Source organism: Bacillus sp. GS3m_15504 (assembly GCF_055825275.1).
The window spans coordinates 2321559-2338004 of sequence record NZ_JBVVNL010000001.1 but is presented as its reverse complement, the minus strand read 5'-3'; the positions used below and the strand labels follow the sequence as shown (position 1 = coordinate 2338004).

19 protein-coding genes and 1 pseudogene are annotated in these 16446 nt (G+C 36.2%); 15 read left to right on the top strand and 5 right to left on the bottom strand.

Going from position 1 to position 16446, the window contains the following annotated elements; translation table 11 throughout:
* Positions 1-22: 22 nt before the first annotated feature.
* Both AC0L0O_RS12280 and AC0L0O_RS12275 read right to left on the bottom strand, forming a co-directional pair.
* A complete protein-coding gene (locus tag AC0L0O_RS12280; RefSeq protein ID WP_437403128.1) occupies positions 23-646 on the bottom strand; it encodes a hypothetical protein in 624 nt (207 codons plus the stop codon).
* Between the two features lie 98 nt (positions 647-744).
* A complete protein-coding gene (locus AC0L0O_RS12275) occupies positions 745-981 on the bottom strand; it encodes a helix-turn-helix domain-containing protein (protein ID WP_113760289.1) in 237 nt (78 codons plus the stop codon).
* Between the two features lie 156 nt (positions 982-1137).
* Between AC0L0O_RS12275 and AC0L0O_RS12270 the strand changes: the two genes are divergently transcribed.
* Entirely contained in the window at positions 1138-1260 is a 123-nt protein-coding gene (locus AC0L0O_RS12270) for a DUF3961 domain-containing protein (protein WP_437403126.1), read from the top strand.
* Positions 1261-1922: 662 nt separating this feature from the next.
* Here the strand turns inward: AC0L0O_RS12270 and AC0L0O_RS12265 are convergent.
* Positions 1923-2114: a helix-turn-helix transcriptional regulator gene (locus AC0L0O_RS12265; protein ID WP_113760287.1), complete on the bottom strand. Its 192-nt coding sequence runs from the start codon at positions 2112-2114 to the stop codon at positions 1923-1925.
* A 163-nt stretch (positions 2115-2277) separates the two neighbouring features.
* On the opposite strand from AC0L0O_RS12265, the gene AC0L0O_RS12260 reads away from it, so the two are divergent.
* The 10 genes and pseudogenes from AC0L0O_RS12260 (at position 2278) to bla (ending at position 8979) form a co-directional block, all read left to right on the top strand.
* Positions 2278-2544 (top strand): hypothetical protein, encoded by a 267-nt coding sequence (locus AC0L0O_RS12260; protein WP_473785765.1) that lies wholly within the window; start codon positions 2278-2280, stop codon positions 2542-2544.
* Positions 2544-2846 (top strand): hypothetical protein, encoded by a 303-nt coding sequence (locus tag AC0L0O_RS12255; protein WP_042515166.1) that lies wholly within the window; start codon positions 2544-2546, stop codon positions 2844-2846. The genes AC0L0O_RS12260 and AC0L0O_RS12255 overlap by 1 nt, the downstream gene beginning before the upstream one ends.
* On the top strand, positions 2843-3025 hold the full coding sequence (locus AC0L0O_RS12250) for a hypothetical protein (RefSeq protein WP_029438305.1): 183 nt from the start codon (positions 2843-2845) through the stop codon (positions 3023-3025). The genes AC0L0O_RS12255 and AC0L0O_RS12250 overlap by 4 nt, the downstream gene beginning before the upstream one ends.
* A gap of 115 nt (positions 3026-3140) precedes the next feature.
* On the top strand, positions 3141-4331 hold the full coding sequence (locus tag AC0L0O_RS12245) for an FtsK/SpoIIIE domain-containing protein (protein ID WP_473785764.1): 1191 nt from the start codon (positions 3141-3143) through the stop codon (positions 4329-4331).
* Positions 4273-4896 (top strand): replication-relaxation family protein, encoded by a 624-nt coding sequence (locus AC0L0O_RS12240; RefSeq protein WP_072191315.1) that lies wholly within the window; start codon positions 4273-4275, stop codon positions 4894-4896. The genes AC0L0O_RS12245 and AC0L0O_RS12240 overlap by 59 nt, the downstream gene beginning before the upstream one ends.
* Positions 4896-5129, top strand: coding sequence for a hypothetical protein (locus AC0L0O_RS12235; RefSeq protein WP_113760282.1), 234 nt, complete (start codon positions 4896-4898; stop codon positions 5127-5129). The genes AC0L0O_RS12240 and AC0L0O_RS12235 overlap by 1 nt, the downstream gene beginning before the upstream one ends.
* A gap of 6 nt (positions 5130-5135) precedes the next feature.
* Positions 5136-5354, top strand: a complete 219-nt coding sequence (locus AC0L0O_RS12230; protein WP_113760281.1) for a hypothetical protein — start codon at positions 5136-5138, stop codon at positions 5352-5354.
* Positions 5355-5683: 329 nt separating this feature from the next.
* Positions 5684-7147, top strand: a complete 1464-nt coding sequence (locus AC0L0O_RS12225) for a recombinase family protein (protein ID WP_473785763.1) — start codon at positions 5684-5686, stop codon at positions 7145-7147.
* Between the two features lie 24 nt (positions 7148-7171).
* Positions 7172-7822 (top strand): annotated as a pseudogene (locus AC0L0O_RS12220) (penicillin-binding transpeptidase domain-containing protein); the annotation flags it as partial.
* Positions 7823-8049: 227 nt separating this feature from the next.
* Positions 8050-8979: a class A beta-lactamase Bla1 gene (gene bla / locus AC0L0O_RS12215; protein ID WP_473785921.1), complete on the top strand. Its 930-nt coding sequence runs from the start codon at positions 8050-8052 to the stop codon at positions 8977-8979.
* Between the two features lie 59 nt (positions 8980-9038).
* Here the strand turns inward: bla and AC0L0O_RS12210 are convergent, their stop codons facing one another.
* Positions 9039-9584, bottom strand: coding sequence for an undecaprenyl-diphosphatase (locus tag AC0L0O_RS12210; RefSeq protein ID WP_001107037.1), 546 nt, complete (start codon positions 9582-9584; stop codon positions 9039-9041).
* A gap of 208 nt (positions 9585-9792) precedes the next feature.
* Here AC0L0O_RS12210 and AC0L0O_RS12205 point away from each other — a divergent pair, with 208 nt between their 5' ends.
* Entirely contained in the window at positions 9793-10794 is a 1002-nt protein-coding gene (locus AC0L0O_RS12205; RefSeq protein ID WP_000805139.1) for a LacI family DNA-binding transcriptional regulator, read from the top strand.
* 88 nt (positions 10795-10882) lie between these two features.
* Here the strand turns inward: AC0L0O_RS12205 and AC0L0O_RS12200 are convergent, their stop codons facing one another.
* Entirely contained in the window at positions 10883-12163 is a 1281-nt protein-coding gene (locus AC0L0O_RS12200) for an MFS transporter (protein ID WP_000991764.1), read from the bottom strand.
* 495 nt (positions 12164-12658) lie between these two features.
* Here AC0L0O_RS12200 and iolG point away from each other — a divergent pair, with 495 nt between their 5' ends.
* The 3 genes from iolG (at position 12659) to AC0L0O_RS12185 (ending at position 16323) form a co-directional block, all read left to right on the top strand.
* Positions 12659-13684 carry an inositol 2-dehydrogenase gene (gene iolG, locus AC0L0O_RS12195; protein ID WP_001101685.1) on the top strand — a complete coding sequence of 342 codons (1026 nt, stop codon included), beginning with the start codon at positions 12659-12661 and terminating at the stop codon, positions 13682-13684.
* A gap of 99 nt (positions 13685-13783) precedes the next feature.
* A complete protein-coding gene (gene iolC / locus AC0L0O_RS12190) occupies positions 13784-14782 on the top strand; it encodes a 5-dehydro-2-deoxygluconokinase (RefSeq protein ID WP_001068618.1) in 999 nt (332 codons plus the stop codon).
* Positions 14783-14859: 77 nt separating this feature from the next.
* The gene (locus tag AC0L0O_RS12185; RefSeq protein ID WP_000218124.1) at positions 14860-16323 is read left to right on the top strand and encodes a CoA-acylating methylmalonate-semialdehyde dehydrogenase; all 1464 of its coding nucleotides are present in this window, start codon (positions 14860-14862) and stop codon (positions 16321-16323) included.
* Positions 16324-16446 lie beyond the last annotated feature (123 nt).

The following is a 16446-nucleotide window of genomic DNA, read 5'->3' as shown; positions in this document are numbered from 1 at the left end:
ACTTCACCCTTTCATCATTAAGTTACTTGTTATATGCGGGGTGTTCCCAATAATCTTTTACGACGTTAGGGATATTATTGTGATCAAAGTTTTTAAAGTTAATTTTGTCTAAACTCTCACGATCTATGTTCATTTTCATTACAGGATCACTTTTTTTGTTTCCGTATGTATCTGTTAGCTCAGCATTCCATACAAAAATAACTTTTTGGATTTCTTTTTCTTTGGATAATTTTTTTAATATATTAGTAGTCCCGTTCCATGTAAGAACTTTATCATTAGCATTTTTTAAGTTAAGCACTATCACTTTATTGTTTGGATCGGGTAAATCGAAGTTTTTATTTACTTCAATTGACTCTACATCATCTATTCCGATGGTCTTTTTAACAACTTTTTCGATGCTGGCATTAAACTTTTTCTCTTTATTTTCTTTATTTATTTTTTCTTTTTCCTGAGATTTTTGTTCTTTTTCTTGTTGTTTTCTCTGTTTCTCAGCTTCTTTTTCCGCATGCTTTTTAGCTTTTTCCTCATCCTTTTGAATCACCGCTTGAGAGGTTGCTTCATTATTTTGTGGTGTACAACCAGCCGCGAATAATAAAGATGCTCCGATAAACACTACCCCTAATGTATTGAAATAATTTTTTCTCATTTTCTCCCTCCTATGATAATGTATTGCAAGATTATTGTACCAAATAACAACACAAATTTAAGTGTTCAACTAATATTTGTAAGCAAAAAAGACGCTGATTATGCGTCTTTTTCATGTTTGATAACATCTTTAATACCATAAACTTTTTCTATTCCTTGATCAGCAGCTAACTTATTTAATGTATCAAGTATTGCTTGTAATGTATCTATACGTATAGAACTAGCATTACCATTTACTAAATCACTAATTGTATTATGGCGGATTTTTGCTTCTACAGCTAATTTGTTTTTGGTTACACCTATCTCACGTAGTGTCTGCCCCAATGTAAATATCATATGTATTCTCCTCCGATACACAACCATCTTATCTCGTATTCTAACACAATTACACAAAAAATAGTAAACTTTTCTAGATTACCTATTGACGTTCAACTAATTGAGTTATATATTTAACTTAATTAGTTGAACTTATTGGGTTGAAGGGAGATGTAAATGAAAACTCTTAATGACTATTTCGGTTTAGATTCAAGGTCTGATTGTATTTGGTTTTATGGTTTCTACACTGTAGCTTCTGTTCTTTTACTTATCAATATGCTTATAGCCCATGTGCTATAAGTTCTTTCTTTAACTGAATATCGGACAAGCCCCAGCCTCGTGAATATCTTTATTCGAAAAAATAGATATACACGAGGTCTAGTTTCTTATTGTCTTTTTTAGGTAATTAAGGGGATGATCCACACGAGGAATGACCTAACACTCGTTAAACTTGAACAGGTTAGCTAAGCCAATGTCAGAAAGTTAAGCGTCCTAACGTATAACGTTTCCTTGTTTACGTTGTTAGGAGTCTAGGCGCGTACGGCCATTAACGGTACGGCGGTTGCTTGGCGTGTTACGGCACGGGTAGCAGCTGATAATGAAAGAGTGATAGGTTACGAGTAATGAAGGATACGCCAGTAGTGCATTTCCTTTCCTAGTTCTTTCTGCAGATAGGACAAGCTTTATCTGTAAAAAGTCAGCTGTGTAAGAAATTACAGCGTTTAAACAGGGTGTTACTATACGGATTCCTTAACCTGATAGACCATGATTGACAGAACGTCTACTTTACGACGCTTTTTATTTTTTGAAGCGTTGTAAGGTAGTCATTCTCTGCCCTAGCCATTGTCCTGTACCCTCATCCCATGATTGTCTGCCAACCGCCAAAGTCAAGTATAAAAAGCAAAATAAAGATAAAAAGAAAAATAAAGATAAAAAGATTATTAAGGATGGAGGGGGAGGAATTACTCCTCGATGGTCCAGATCTCTTCGATTGGTTTACCTAATACCTTCGCAATTCGAGCTGCTACAGGAAGTGTAGGTAATCCACCTTTTATGAGATTTGTCATAGCAGCATTACTTATACCCGCTTGCTTTGCAATAAAACCGTATTTGATACCTTTACTATCTAATATTTCCTTCAAATGGCTCCGCATAAGTACAACTCCTTATAAAAAATTCTACTTGTACTTTTTATATTTTTAATGTGGACTTGCAAAATCCTTCTTTCTAGGTCATATACCTATACCAATACCACATCAAGACCACGAGGAATACCAAGTGGTACTTAGGACATCAAGAGGGGAAAGGTGAGGACTAATGAGACCTGGATATAAGTATTTAAGTCGCATGCCACTGTATCCATCGCAAACTTTGTTTAATATGCACGCGGAGGCCGATGACCATGAGGAAGTGGGATGTATATACAATCACATTGCAAAGCACAATATGCTCCAACATTCAAATTACATCGATATCGTTGATTTATTAGGGGGAGAAGAGTCCTACGGGCCTTATAACGAGATAGGGATACAGAAACGGATTGACGCGTACTTAGTTGATTGTAAACAGTGGAGGGATGAGTAATGAGGTGGCAATATGATTATTTAAATGATACTCCGTATTTGTATCCCTCAAAAGAACTGAGAAGCATGTATAGGGAGTCTAGGGGGAAAGGTGAAGCGAATTCGATCGTAAAGCATATGGAAAGACATGAAGTGTTTGACAATAAAGAATACCGCGGTTACTACAGTTTATCTAATGAAATAATGGAGGATCTGTACGGGGATGAAGAAGAGCTCCTCGAGTGGGAGGAAGTTATCGATCAGTATCAACCAATTCTAAAAGCGAAAGGTTTACAGCTAAAAAGGAAGAGGGATTCGATATGACACTTGCAGGAGAAGCTATTGTAATTTGGACAGCAACTGGATTGTCTGTAGTGGCGATGAAGGCAGCCGAGAAAATGGGGATGAGTGTTCCACATTGGCTTCCACGTATGACGATGTATACAACTGTTACCGGCTCGTTTCTGTATCTTCTACGTTATGTGCTAATGGTGTTTCTTTGAAGGAATGGAACCTGGAATCATGGGGCATTTTGTTATATAAGAAAAATAACTCGTACGTAATTCTTCCAGTAAAGAGCAACTATATCCTATAAGGATATATAAGGAGTGAACCCCTATGCTTGAGTTGTTATTAATACCTGCAGTTTCGCTGGGATACGCTTTGGTAAATGATAGATTAAAAGGTAAAGAGGATGATAGAAAGAAGATACAAGTGTTTTTTGAAGTAAGTGGAATTGCAATTAGGAAGGATGAAAAGCTGCATTATCCAGTTTTTCTTGAGCGAAAAGAAGACGATCGTAGTACGACTTATGTATATAGACTGCCGTTAGGGATGCCATCGAAATTAATACAAAAAGTTGAGGACGTTGTTAGCGAAGGACTTAATAAACCTGTACGTATCAAATATGATAATTACAAATTAATGATTCGTGTTTTTCATAAGGATATACCCGAGAAGTGGGAATGGACAGAGGGATTAGTAGAAAAAGGTAGATGGCGTGTACCGATGGGGCAAAGCCTTGAAAGATTAATTTATCATGACTTCGATAAAACTCCTCATATGGTATTAGGTGGTCTTACACGGATGGGAAAAACCGTGTTTTTGAAAGTATTACTTACTACTTTGATTGAGGCGAATCCGGAGCATGTTCATGTGTATTTAATTGATTTAAAGGAAAAAGGACTAGAATTTAGTGAGTTTAGTAATTTGAAACAAGTGTTAGAAGTTGCTGATTCTGTAGAGAAAGCACACCATGTACTAAATAAAATTATGAAAAAAATTGAAGAGTGCGGAAAATTCATGAAGGGTAATGGATACAAAAATATAGTTGAAACAAAAGAAAGGGATCGGTACTTCATTATTGTTGATGAGGGTGCTGTACTTGCCCCAGCAAAAGGGTTACCTCGTGATGTTAACAAGATTCGGGAAGAGTGCCAGTACATGCTTAGTTATATAGCAACTGTATCAGGCGGCTTGGGTTTTCGTTTGATTCTGGCTACACAGTATCCTACGGTTACTTCAATACCATCAGTAGTAAAGCAAATGTCTGACGCTAAGTTAGGATTCAGATTACCGACATACAAGGCATCTGAGGTTGTCCTTGATGAGTCAGGATTAGAAACATTACCGTCGTTACCTGGTAGGGCTATTTATAAAACAGATCGATTAACAGAACTGCAGGTACCTTTTATTAGTGATGAGCGGATGTGGAAACATCTAAAACAATACGAGGTTGAGGTGAAGAAAGATGAACATCCAGACACATATCAAAATCAACCGTCAGATGACGATTCTGACCTCGATTAGAAAGCTGAAGTTCGCAACACGTAGGCATTTAATGGCGGTACACGATATGGGTGGTATACGTAACGCAAACCGCATTTTAAAAGATCTCAGTCCATATGTGAATAGCACAGTGTACCAAAAAGAGTACGTGTATTACTTAAATAAAAAGGGCCGTGAACTGTTCGACGATACAGAAAAGATTGTACCAAATAGTCGATTAGCTCACAGCCTTATGAGAAATGAAGCGTGGCTCTATCTGTTTTGTCCCGACGACTGGCAGATAGAAACACCTATACGTTATAAAGTAAATGATAAAAAGAAGACAATTATTCCTGATGTGAAGTTTCGGGATGAAGAAGGAACACTAAATGCTGTAGAAATAGATCGTACGCAAATGATGAATGTGAACGCTGAAAAAATGAGCAGGTACAGGGAATTTTCGTTATACTACAAAAATAAATACAATGGAAAAATACCACTCATTCATTTCTTTACCGTGACCGAATACAGACAAAAAAAGCTGGAGCAACTTGCAGCAAAACATGACATATATGCAAAAGTTTATGTAGTGCCGGGTATTTCGTAATGAAAAAGTACTGGACTCGTGTAAATATCTTAGGTTGTAATAACCGGTTATGGATTAACGGTGAAAGTGGTGCAGTTTATCAAAGTAAAATAGACAACAGAAGATGGATGTGGAGAAAGAATATTATCGATGCACCGGACCTAGATAGTGCTGAAAAGATTATACGGGTAATGAGTCTACAGCCTGAAAAGCATAGAAGGTTGTTTATGGGATTAAGTAAAAAGAAGAGGTGATTTAACATGAGCGAATCGACAAAAGAATTGAATAAAATTTTGCGTAAATATGAGGTGAGTGGTCCTCAACTTGCTTATTGGTTGTATCTAACACTTGAAAGAATGACAGAAGATGATCGTGATGATTATTTAGAAGAACTTGGTGAAGAGAAGATGATGCAGTTGGATGCCTTAACGGATGACTTGAACAATCTGATACACAATTATTGGCACTTAATTAAATGAAAACTTACAGCCTAAAAACATTAGAACCCTATAGTAATAATACTTATATATTACTACTAATAATATACTCTATATATAATATATATTTATTAGTTATATAATTTATATTATATATATAAGGTATATTTTTTATAGAGGGGGTTCTTTTTTCTTTTTGTTTTTATTAGAAGATGTTGTATGTTGTTTACCCCCTCCTAAATTTTCGAGATTTATATATTTTTCATTTTGACGACTGTAGCAAGTCGTCTTTTTGTATTGGTAATAGATTGCTCGTTTACTTGTGCAGATATATAATTTAGTCAAACTAATACGTTAAGGGATGTGTAAGAATGAGATACGCTGTGTATGTTAGGGTATCTACTGATCATGACGATCAGGTATCCTCAGTAGAGAACCAAATTGACATTTGTAGGTATTGGATAGAAAGAAATGGTTTTGAATGGGACGAGAATGCTGTGTATTTTGATGATGGTATATCTGGGACAGCTTGGTTAGAGAGGCACGCAATGCAATTAATTTTAGAACGTGCTCGTAAAAAGGAAATAGAAACCGTAATTTTTAAATCTATTCATAGACTTGCACGTGATTTGAAAGATGCCTTAGAAATCAAAGAGATATTACTTGGGCACGGTATTAGGTTGGTAACTATTGAAGAAGGGTATGATAGTTTGTATGAAGGGCGTAATGATATGAAGTTTGAAATGTATGCAATGTTTGCTTCACAATTACCAAAAACATTATCAGTTTCAATATCAGCAGCACTTACAGCAAAAGTGAGGAGAGGTGAGCATATAGGAGGGCGGGCTCCTTATGGTTACGATGTAATCGATAAAAAACTTGTAATAAATGAAAACGAGGCTTCTGTAGTTCGAAGAATATATGATTTATATGAAAATGGTTTTGGGTATGTAAAAATTGCTACAAAATTAAATGATGAAGGTAAAAAAACAAAAGCTGGAGGTTACTGGAGACATTCAGCGGTTCAAAAGATTATTCGAAGTGCCGTTTACAAAGGTGATTTTATAATGAATCAACATACGAAGGTAAAAGTGGCGGGGCGTAAAAAACACATTCGTAATCCAAAAGAAAAGTGGAATATCTTTAAGAATCATCACCCAGCTATTATCGATCCTGAACGTTGGGACATAATTAATGATCCGAATAGAGATAATAGCAAAAAAAGACGGGCTGCTCTGAAAAATGAATTAAGAGGACTTGTATATTGTGCTCACTGTGGATCTACAATGAGGGCGATGCGTTCCGGGAGGATAACTTTGAAGGATGGTACTAATACTGAATTTGTATACATGAAATGTTCGAGATATAAAGATTCTGGAACGCGTGAATGTGTAAAGCACGAACCGTTATCATATGATAATCTACGTGAATTTATCATTCAAAAGCTAAAACAGAAAGAATTTGATTTAGAAATGGAATCTGATTTACAAAATAAAAACCTTTATGAAGAAAAGTTAGGTAAATTAAAAAAAGAAATCCGGCAGATTACTTCTAAAAAGGAAAGACTGGTAGATTTATATATGGATGAATTAATAGATAAATCCACGTTTGTAGAACGAGAGCGTAAACTAGATGCTGTTATTAGAGAAAAAGAGACAGAATTATTAGAGCTAAGTGATATAGAGGAGCAAGAAAAGAAAAAAAAGGAAGTTAAAGCTACGTTTGGTTTAATAGCGCGCTCAAACGACTTGTATGAAGCATTCAAATTGTTGATTAGTAGGATTGAGGTAACAAAGGATGGGGTTGTAAATATTTTTTATAGATTTGAATATTAATATTATTTTTGGTTATATTGACAAATCCCAACAGGTATCGATTTACCGAATGAAATAATTGGACAAACTAGAAAAGTAGATAGTCAACCTGGATTTTTACTAGACTTTTCCATCGGTCAGTATGATACGTATACGCCGTTGCAATTAGCTCAATATATTTCAACGATTGCGAATGGTGGTTATAGAATGCAACCTCAAATTGTACAAGAAATACGAGAACAATCAATTAAAGAAGAGGTTGGTAAAGTTATTCGCTCTATAGAGCCTGTAGTATTAAATCGGATTGATATGAAGACAGAATATATTGATCGAATAAAAGAAGGGTTTAGATGGGTATTCCAAGAAGGGGATGGAACTGGCGTAAAGCATTTCAAAAATGCTCCATATAAACCAGCAGGAAAGACAGGGACAGCCCAAACTGTGTATGGTGGAGATGATCCAATTGGTAGAAATGCAAAAGGAGAACGTATGGAATGTTACAACTTAACGTTAGTTGGATATGCTCCATATGATAATCCAGAAGTAGCGTTTTCTGTAGTAGTCCCATGGCTTCATAATGATAAAAGTGGAATTAATTCTATAATCGGAAAGGAAGTTTTAGATGTATACTTTGATTTGAAAAAGCAGCGTATGCATGATGAAGCTGCTAGTACAGATACTTCGAATCAAAATTAGTAAAATTTGTGTACTTTTCTCAGGGAAGAACCCCTGTTTGTATAAAGGCATTTATAAGTAAAAAGATGAAATGTGAAATAAGAGATAGCAGCGGTCATAGTTGTTATCTCTTATTTTATTAATAACTGTGATACGAGCGATAAAAATTTTTAAGTTTATGGAACAAATTTGTTTCGGTGATTGTCTATTATGTGTACGTATAAAAAGGTATTAAGTATTTGAAAGGAATGATAGTTTTGAAAAACAAGAAAATGCTAAAAATAGGGATGTGTGTTGGTATATTAGGTTTAAGTATTACAAGCCTAGTAACTTTTACAGGAGGTGCATTGCAAGTTGAAGCGAAAGAAAAGACTGGACAAGTGAAACATAAAAATCAGGCGACGCATAAAGAGTTCTCTCAACTTGAGAAAAAATTTGATGCTCGATTAGGTGTATATGCGATTGATACTGGTACAAATCAAACAATCGCTTATCGACCTAACGAAAGGTTTGCCTTTGCATCAACTTACAAGGCTTTAGCGGCAGGGGTATTACTGCAACAGAACTCTACTAAGAAATTAGATGAAGTTATTACTTATACGAAAGAAGACTTAGTGGATTATTCACCTGTTACAGAGAAACATGTAGATACTGGAATGACACTAGGAGAAATTGCGGAGGCTGCTGTTCGTTACAGTGATAATACTGCAGGGAACATTTTATTTCATAAAATAGGCGGACCGAAAGGATATGAAAAAGCGCTTAGAAAGATGGGGGATCGGGTTACTATGTCTGATCGCTTTGAAACAGAGTTAAACGAAGCTATTCCAGGAGACATTCGTGACACCAGTACAGCGAAAGCAATTGCTACGAATCTTAAAGCTTTTACGGCCGGAAATGCGCTTCCAAATCATAAACATAACATTCTTACAGAGTGGATGAAAGGAAATGCTACAGGAGACAAACTTATTCGTGCAGGTGTGCCTACTAACTGGGTAGTTGCAGATAAATCAGGAGCTGGAAGTTACGGGACACGAAATGATATTGCTATCGTTTGGCCACCAAATAGAGCACCTATTATCATCGCAATTTTATCTAGTAAAGATGAAAAAGGGGCTACCTATGATAATCAACTCATTGCAGAGGCGGCTGAAGTTATAGTTAATGCTTTTAGGTGATAATCTTTCAATTCTTTATGTAATGTAATTGAAAATATGAACTTGGAAAGCGATTCTTTTTAATGTGAAAAGAATCGCTTTTTTTGTATTCCTAATACATTTATAATCCAGGTAACAAAAGAATTAAATATATATGTAGCATTGCCAATAGCTATACTGGTTAAGATTCCTATGATATCAAATGGATAATGATGGCCTAGCCAGATACGTGAAAAACCTGTCAAAATTGCTAAGAACCACATGATTGAGCCAAATAAACGTTCACGAAGTAAGACGGAGGACGCTAAGGCAAATGCTAAGACTGTATGTTTACTAGGAAATGAGGAATTATTCTTTAATGGGATAAGTAAACGCACACGATGTATAACAAATGGATGAGGTTTAAAATAAAAGAGCTGGATAAAGCAGTTTATAAATAATGCGAATCCTACTGATAACCCTGCAAATAAAATGATTTTTTTATAGGAATTGTTTCTAAACCACATTAAGGCTAATAAGAAAATGTACAGGAATCGAGTCTTTTGTGAAATAAATATCATAAATGTATCCAATGTTGAGTTACGACCAGCTAGACGATTGATAGCCCTAAACATCTTATAATTCATGCAGACTCTCTCTAAATGTCTAATAAGTAAATCAGTCAAATATTTTTCTACTGGTGTTTCATCAAGGCTGATTAATTTGTAAATATGAAGTACTACGCTCAAAGATAGAAATACTTACAAATTTTAAAAGAATTCCTTTTGTATACCAAGAAGCAAAATATTTTTATGATAAAATATAGAAAAAGATGATTAAGAAGGGATAATTAAAGTGAAACCAACAATTTATGATGTTGCGGAAAAAGCAGGTGTATCAATAGCGACTGTATCCAAGGTAATTAATCAAACTGGGCGTATTAGTGAAAAAACAATAAACAAAGTAAATCAGGTAATGGATGAATTAGATTACCAGCCAAGTAGTGTAGCGGCAGCGTTAACAGGTAAAAAAACATATGCGATTGGGGTACTTGTCCCTGATATCTCAAACCCTTTTTTTGCAGAAGTAGCAAGAGCTTTTGAAAATAGTGCACGAGAATCAGGGTATACACTCATTCTATGTAGTACAGACCATCAAACAAAACGTGAACACGAGTACATTGATCTATTATTTAAAAAGCAAGTAGATGGCATTATTATTGCAACGGAGCTAAATGATTATAAGCTTGTAAAAAAAATTGTAAATCGAGATTTGCCACTAGTATTATTCACTGTAGATCATTCTTCCATCACGACTCATGTTGTGACAACTGATGATATGAGGGGAGGCTACCTAGCTGGAAGTTATCTAACGCAAAAAGGCCATACATCTTTAACGATTATGATGGAGAAGGATAGAAAAAGTAGCTTAGGCAGATTGAATGGTTTCAAACAAGCGCTAACGGATTCAGGGATCCCGTTAGATGATGAGGCTATTATTAGTTGCTATTCGACAGTGGAAGATAGCAAACGTGCAAGTAAAGAGTTACTTAATTTACCTAACAGACCTACAGCGGTTTTTGCTTGTACAGATTTGATTGCTATTTGCCTTATGAATGAAGCAAGAAAACACGGGCTTTCAATTCCGGAAGATTTATCAATTATCGGATTTGATAATACAATCTATGCTGAGATTGCAGATCCAGGGTTAACAACAATTGAACAGCCAATTAAACAAATGGCAGCCTGTACGTTTGAACAACTGCTAAAAACGATGGAAATGAAGGAGCATGCTAAGCAAAAAATTACAATTATTCCTCAGTTAGTAGAGCGATCCTCAGTAAAGGATATTACATGATAGATTTTTTATAAGCCTATTTGAATGTAACAAAAGAAGGTCATCGTAACTGAATATAGTTAGGATGACCTTCTTTTATATTTAGGATTTATACTGAGAATTGTTCACCACTTTTCGTATTTAAATCCTGCTCCATCTCATTTTCCTTTGGAATAGTAAGGAAATGAGTTAAAAATGCACCAAAGAAGTACAAACCAGCAAAAATCCACATCACGCCACCAACACCTAATGGCCCGATGAAGGCAGTTACTACTAATGGCCCAACAAATGCTGATAATCCGGATCCTAAATTTAAGACAGACATTGCAGCTCCTTTATTTTCAGGAGATAAAGATGGGACTAATGCTGTAAGAGGTACATAACCGGCAAGTGTTGCTCCGTAGCAACAGGCAACAAATAATATTGCCCAATAATTATGTCCTACCATTTGTGGTACATAATAGAGTGCAAGAGTTACAATTCCGCAACCGACTCCTCCGAACCATTTAATCGTATTTATCCAACCAAACTTGTCTCCAACAATACCAAAAATAATATTAAACACCATATTTACAAAGAATAGAGTACCCCAAATTTGAAGCCATTCTGTCATCGTAAAATTATATTTCATCATATAGGTAGGTAGGAAAACAACAAATCCAAACTGAGCCGCCGAGTTTATAATTTTTACAATACCGCCTATACCAACTTTAGGATTTTCAAATGCGATAGTAATGCCTTTTAGTAATTCACTAGATTTGTTAGCGCTTACGGTTTGTGCTTTAAATTTGTCTTTATTTACAACGATTGAGAATAATCCCCCTACGACAACAAAAATTAAAGCGCTCCATAAAGTAGCGATTTCTCCGATTTTCGGAACCATATAGCTAGAATAAAAGGCTCCAATAACACTAAGCCCTAGCTGGAATACGAACCAGAACCAGCCAACAGCTCTTGAAAGCATTTGCTGAGGCGTACTGTAAGATACCCAAACTAGGAAAGAATAAGCAAATAGGGGATAACCAAACCCGCGTAGGGCATAGCAAATTAATATTACGGGATAATTCATATGTTGAATTCCTATACCGATGAATCCGATTGAACCTAAAATGAATGATACTAAACCAAACGTCATAACTTTTCTTGGTCCCCACATTTGTACAAATACCCCAGAAAACCAAGAAGAAGCAGATACAGTAATTCCGTAAATAGTAAACAGGAAAGCAGCGTGTTCTAGCGTTAATCCTTTTTCAACGAGATAAGGGGATAACCATCCCTGTTCTAACCCGTCCCCAATCATAAAAACGATAATCCCTATGTATCCCCAAGTTAAATTAGAAGGGATCCCAATCCTGTCCATAAATGTTTTGTTTGAACTAATAGCGTTCATTCTCCCACCACCGATAAGTTATTTTTTGGTTAAGCGCTTAATTCTTTTTGATAAAAAAAGTATACGCTTACATTATGAGGTCGTCAATTAAATTTTTTGACAATTTACAACTTTCTTTTATAGAGGCAGTCTATTTACTTATTGGAGAATAAAATAATGACGAGTATGAAAAGAAAGAAATGCCTTATAGAAGGGGGGACTACTATATAAAGGCTCGGTTTTCTTTGCTATATCAGTATTTTAAAAGAGTATATTTGTAGCTTTTTAGAGTGTTTATTTCTAATTATTAATTTTTATTTTTATGTAATACGTATATTGAGGGAATGCAAAATTCGGATGAAAAGAGGAGTATTCAAAAAAATAAAAATGTTTTCAATTTAGAATCAAGTGTGTATAATGAAGAAAAATAGGGAAAGCGCTTAACTTAATTTAATACGCTAAACCCTATAGACTTTCATTTTGTTTCTTAAATTTTAATATAGAGGGAGAAATCATATGAACGTTTTAAAGATTGGGATTATTGGTGCTGGACGAATTGGGAAACTACATGTTGATAATTTGCAGCTTATGCCACAAGTAAAAATTAAAGCGGTTTCAGATGTAGTAATTGGTCATCTAGAAAAGTGGGCTCAAGATAAAGGAATTTCCACTCTGACTACAAACTATCAGGATTTATTAGCAGATCCAGAAATTGATGCTGTCTTTATTTGTTCACCAACAAATACACATGCGCAAATTATTAAAGAAGCGGCTCTTGCGAAAAAACATATTTTCTGTGAAAAGCCTGTTAGTTTCTCAGTAGAAGAAACATTAGAAGCATTAGAAGTGGTGAAAGAACAGGGGGTATCTCTTCAAGTAGGTTTTAATCGTCGTTTTGATCCGAACTTCAGGAAAGTTTATGATCTTATTCAACAAGGAGAAGTGGGACAGCCGCATATTTTAAAAATTACGTCACGCGATCCACAACCGCCAAGTATAGAATATGTTCGCTCTTCAGGCGGATTGTTTATGGACATGATGATTCATGATTTTGATATGGCTCGTTATGTGATGAATAGTGAAGTCGTTGAAGTATTTGCATATGGAACAACATTAATTGATCCATCCATTCAGGAAGTACATGATGTTGATACTGCAATTGTCACATTAAAATTTGCGAATGGAGCTTTAGGTGTAATTGATAATAGCCGCCAAGCTGTTTATGGATATGACCAGCGTGTGGAAGTGTTTGGTGAAAAAGGCGCGGTTGCTGCGGATAATTGCTGCCCGACAACAGTTCAAGTGTCAAAAACAGAAGGTATTGTAAAAGATAAGCCGCTTTATTTCTTCTTAGAGCGTTACACGCAGGCTTACATTGAGGAAGTAACACAATTTACAAAGTCAATTATAGAAGGACAAGCTGTTATTTGCAGTGGTAATGATGGGTTACAAGCGGAGCGAATTGCGAAAGCTGCGAAGGAATCCTTACTAACAGGAAAACCCGTACAAATTGAACATAAACAGCCTGCATTAAATCAATAAAGAGAGCGCTTACTTATAGATAGATAAAGAGTAATGAATAGTATATTTATAAAAATATGAACCTTATCATTCATTCATAAAGCATGGGAGGTAGTAACAATGAATCCACTTATTTTTAAAGAAAATCGTCCATTTGACTTAATTGCAGTTGGACGTTTATGCGTTGATTTAAATGCCAATGAAACACAACGTCCTATGGAAGAAACAAGAACGTTTACTAAGTATGTGGGAGGTTCTCCTGCGAACATTGCGATTGGTGCGGCGCGTCTCGGCTTACAAACGGGATTTATCGGTAAAGTGTCCGATGATCAAATGGGCCGTTTTATTACAGGGTACTTAAAGGACAATAAGATTAATACAGACCAGATACGTATCGATTGTACAGGTGCAGTGACAGGTCTAGCATTTACAGAAATTAAAAGCCCTGAAGATTGTAGTATTTTAATGTACCGCGACAATGTCGCAGATTTAAACCTTGATCCAACAGAGGTATCTGAGGACTATATTAAACAATCAAAAGCACTCTTAATTTCAGGAACAGCTTTAGCGAAAAGTCCTTCTCGCGAGGCGGTATTTCTAGCATTAGAATATGCGCGTAAGCATGATGTAGTTGTATTTTTTGATGTGGATTACCGCCCTTATACATGGCAGTCAGAAGCTGAAACGGCTGTGTATTACAATCTAGCGGCTGAAAAATCTGATGTCATTATTGGAACGCGTGAAGAATTCGATATGATGGAAAAACTATTAAACTATGAAAAATCTAATGACCAAGTTACGGCTGAAAGATGGTTTTCTCATCATGCGAAAATCGTTGTAATTAAACATGGCGGGGATGGTTCAATCGCTTATACGAGAGACGGTCAATCTCACCGCGGCGGTATCTTTAAAACAAAGGTGTTAAAGACGTTTGGCGCTGGCGACTCGTATGCATCTGCGTTTATTTATGGCTTAATGCAAGGGCTTGAGATCCCTCAAGCGATGCGATTAGGAGGCGCTTCTGCTTCAATCGTTATTTCCAAACATAGCTGTTCAGATGCAATGCCAACAAGAGCAGAGATTTCTGCATTCATGGAAACGGCTGAGGAATTGGTATAGAAACGTTATTAATCAATAATCAAGTGAGGGCGTATCTTATCGACGCTTCTACATTACATAAAAGGGAGAGAATGAATATGACAGTACAAACAGCACAAATTGTAAAAAACTACATTGGCGGCGAATGGGTAGAATCCATTTCAACTAAGATGGAAGCTGTATATAATCCTGCAACAGGAGAAGTAATTGCTCAAGTACCACTTTCAACAAAAGTAGATGTTGAACAAGCTGTATTAGCAGCAAATGAAGCGTTCAAATCTTGGTCTAAAACTGCTGTACCAAAACGCGCTCGTATTCTATTTAAATATCAACAATTACTAGTAGATAACTGGGAAGAGTTAGCGAAACTAATTACGATTGAAAACGGAAAAAGCTATAACGAGGCTTACGGTGAAGTTCTTCGTGGTATTGAGTGCGTGGAGTTTGCAGCGGGTGCTCCGACATTAATGATGGGAAAACAGCTACCTGATATTGCAACAGGTATTGAGTCTGGTATGTATCGCTACCCAATTGGTGTTATAGGCGGCATTACACCTTTTAACTTCCCAATGATGGTTCCATGCTGGATGTTCCCACTTGCAATTGCTTGTGGTAATACATTTGTATTAAAACCTTCAGAGCGTACACCACTTCTAGCAGCAAGATTAGCAGAATTAGCTGAAGAAGCAGGCTTACCAAAAGGCGTATTAAATATCGTAAATGGCGCTCACGATGTAGTAAACGGTCTTCTGGAACATAAATTAGTGAAGGCAATTTCATTTGTAGGTTCTCAGCCTGTCGCAGAATATGTATACAAAAAAGGAACAGAAAACTTAAAACGCGTGCAAGCATTAGCAGGTGCGAAAAACCATTCCATTGTATTAAATGATGCGAATCTGGAACTAGCAACAAAGCAAATTATTAGCGCTGCATTCGGTTCAGCTGGTGAGCGTTGTATGGCTGCCTCTGTTGTAACAGTAGAAGAAGAAATTGCAGATCAATTAGTTGAAAGACTAGTAGCAGAAGCGAATAAAATTGTAATTGGCAATGGTCTTGATGAAGATGTATTTTTAGGACCAGTTATTCGTGATAACCATAAAGAGCGCACAATTGGTTACATCGATTCAGGTGTAGAACAGGGCGCTACGTTAGTTCGTGACGGACGTGAAGATACAGCTGTAAAAGGAGCTGGTTACTTCGTTGGACCAACAATTTTTGACCATGTTACAAAAGAAATGAAAATCTGGCAAGATGAGATTTTTGCCCCTGTTTTATCCATTGTTCGTGTGAAATCATTAGATGAAGCGATTGAAATTGCGAATGAATCTCGCTTTGCAAATGGGGCTTGCATTTATACAGATAGCGGGGCAAGTGTACGTCAATTCCGTGAAACAATTGAATCTGGCATGTTAGGTGTGAATGTTGGGGTTCCAGCACCAATGGCATTCTTCCCGTTCTCTGGCTGGAAAGACTCTTTCTATGGTGATCTTCATGCGAATGGTACGGACGGTGTTGAGTTTTATACTAGAAAGAAAATGCTTACATCTCGTTGGGAAAAGTAATCATGAAGAGAGAAGTAGAATCTCTCTAGGTGCTTGGAAGCAAAAGTAACGAAGGTAGTAAAACATAAGAAGGAAGTATTAGGAGTCTATCGAATTCCTGATACTCCTTTTTCATATGCAGAA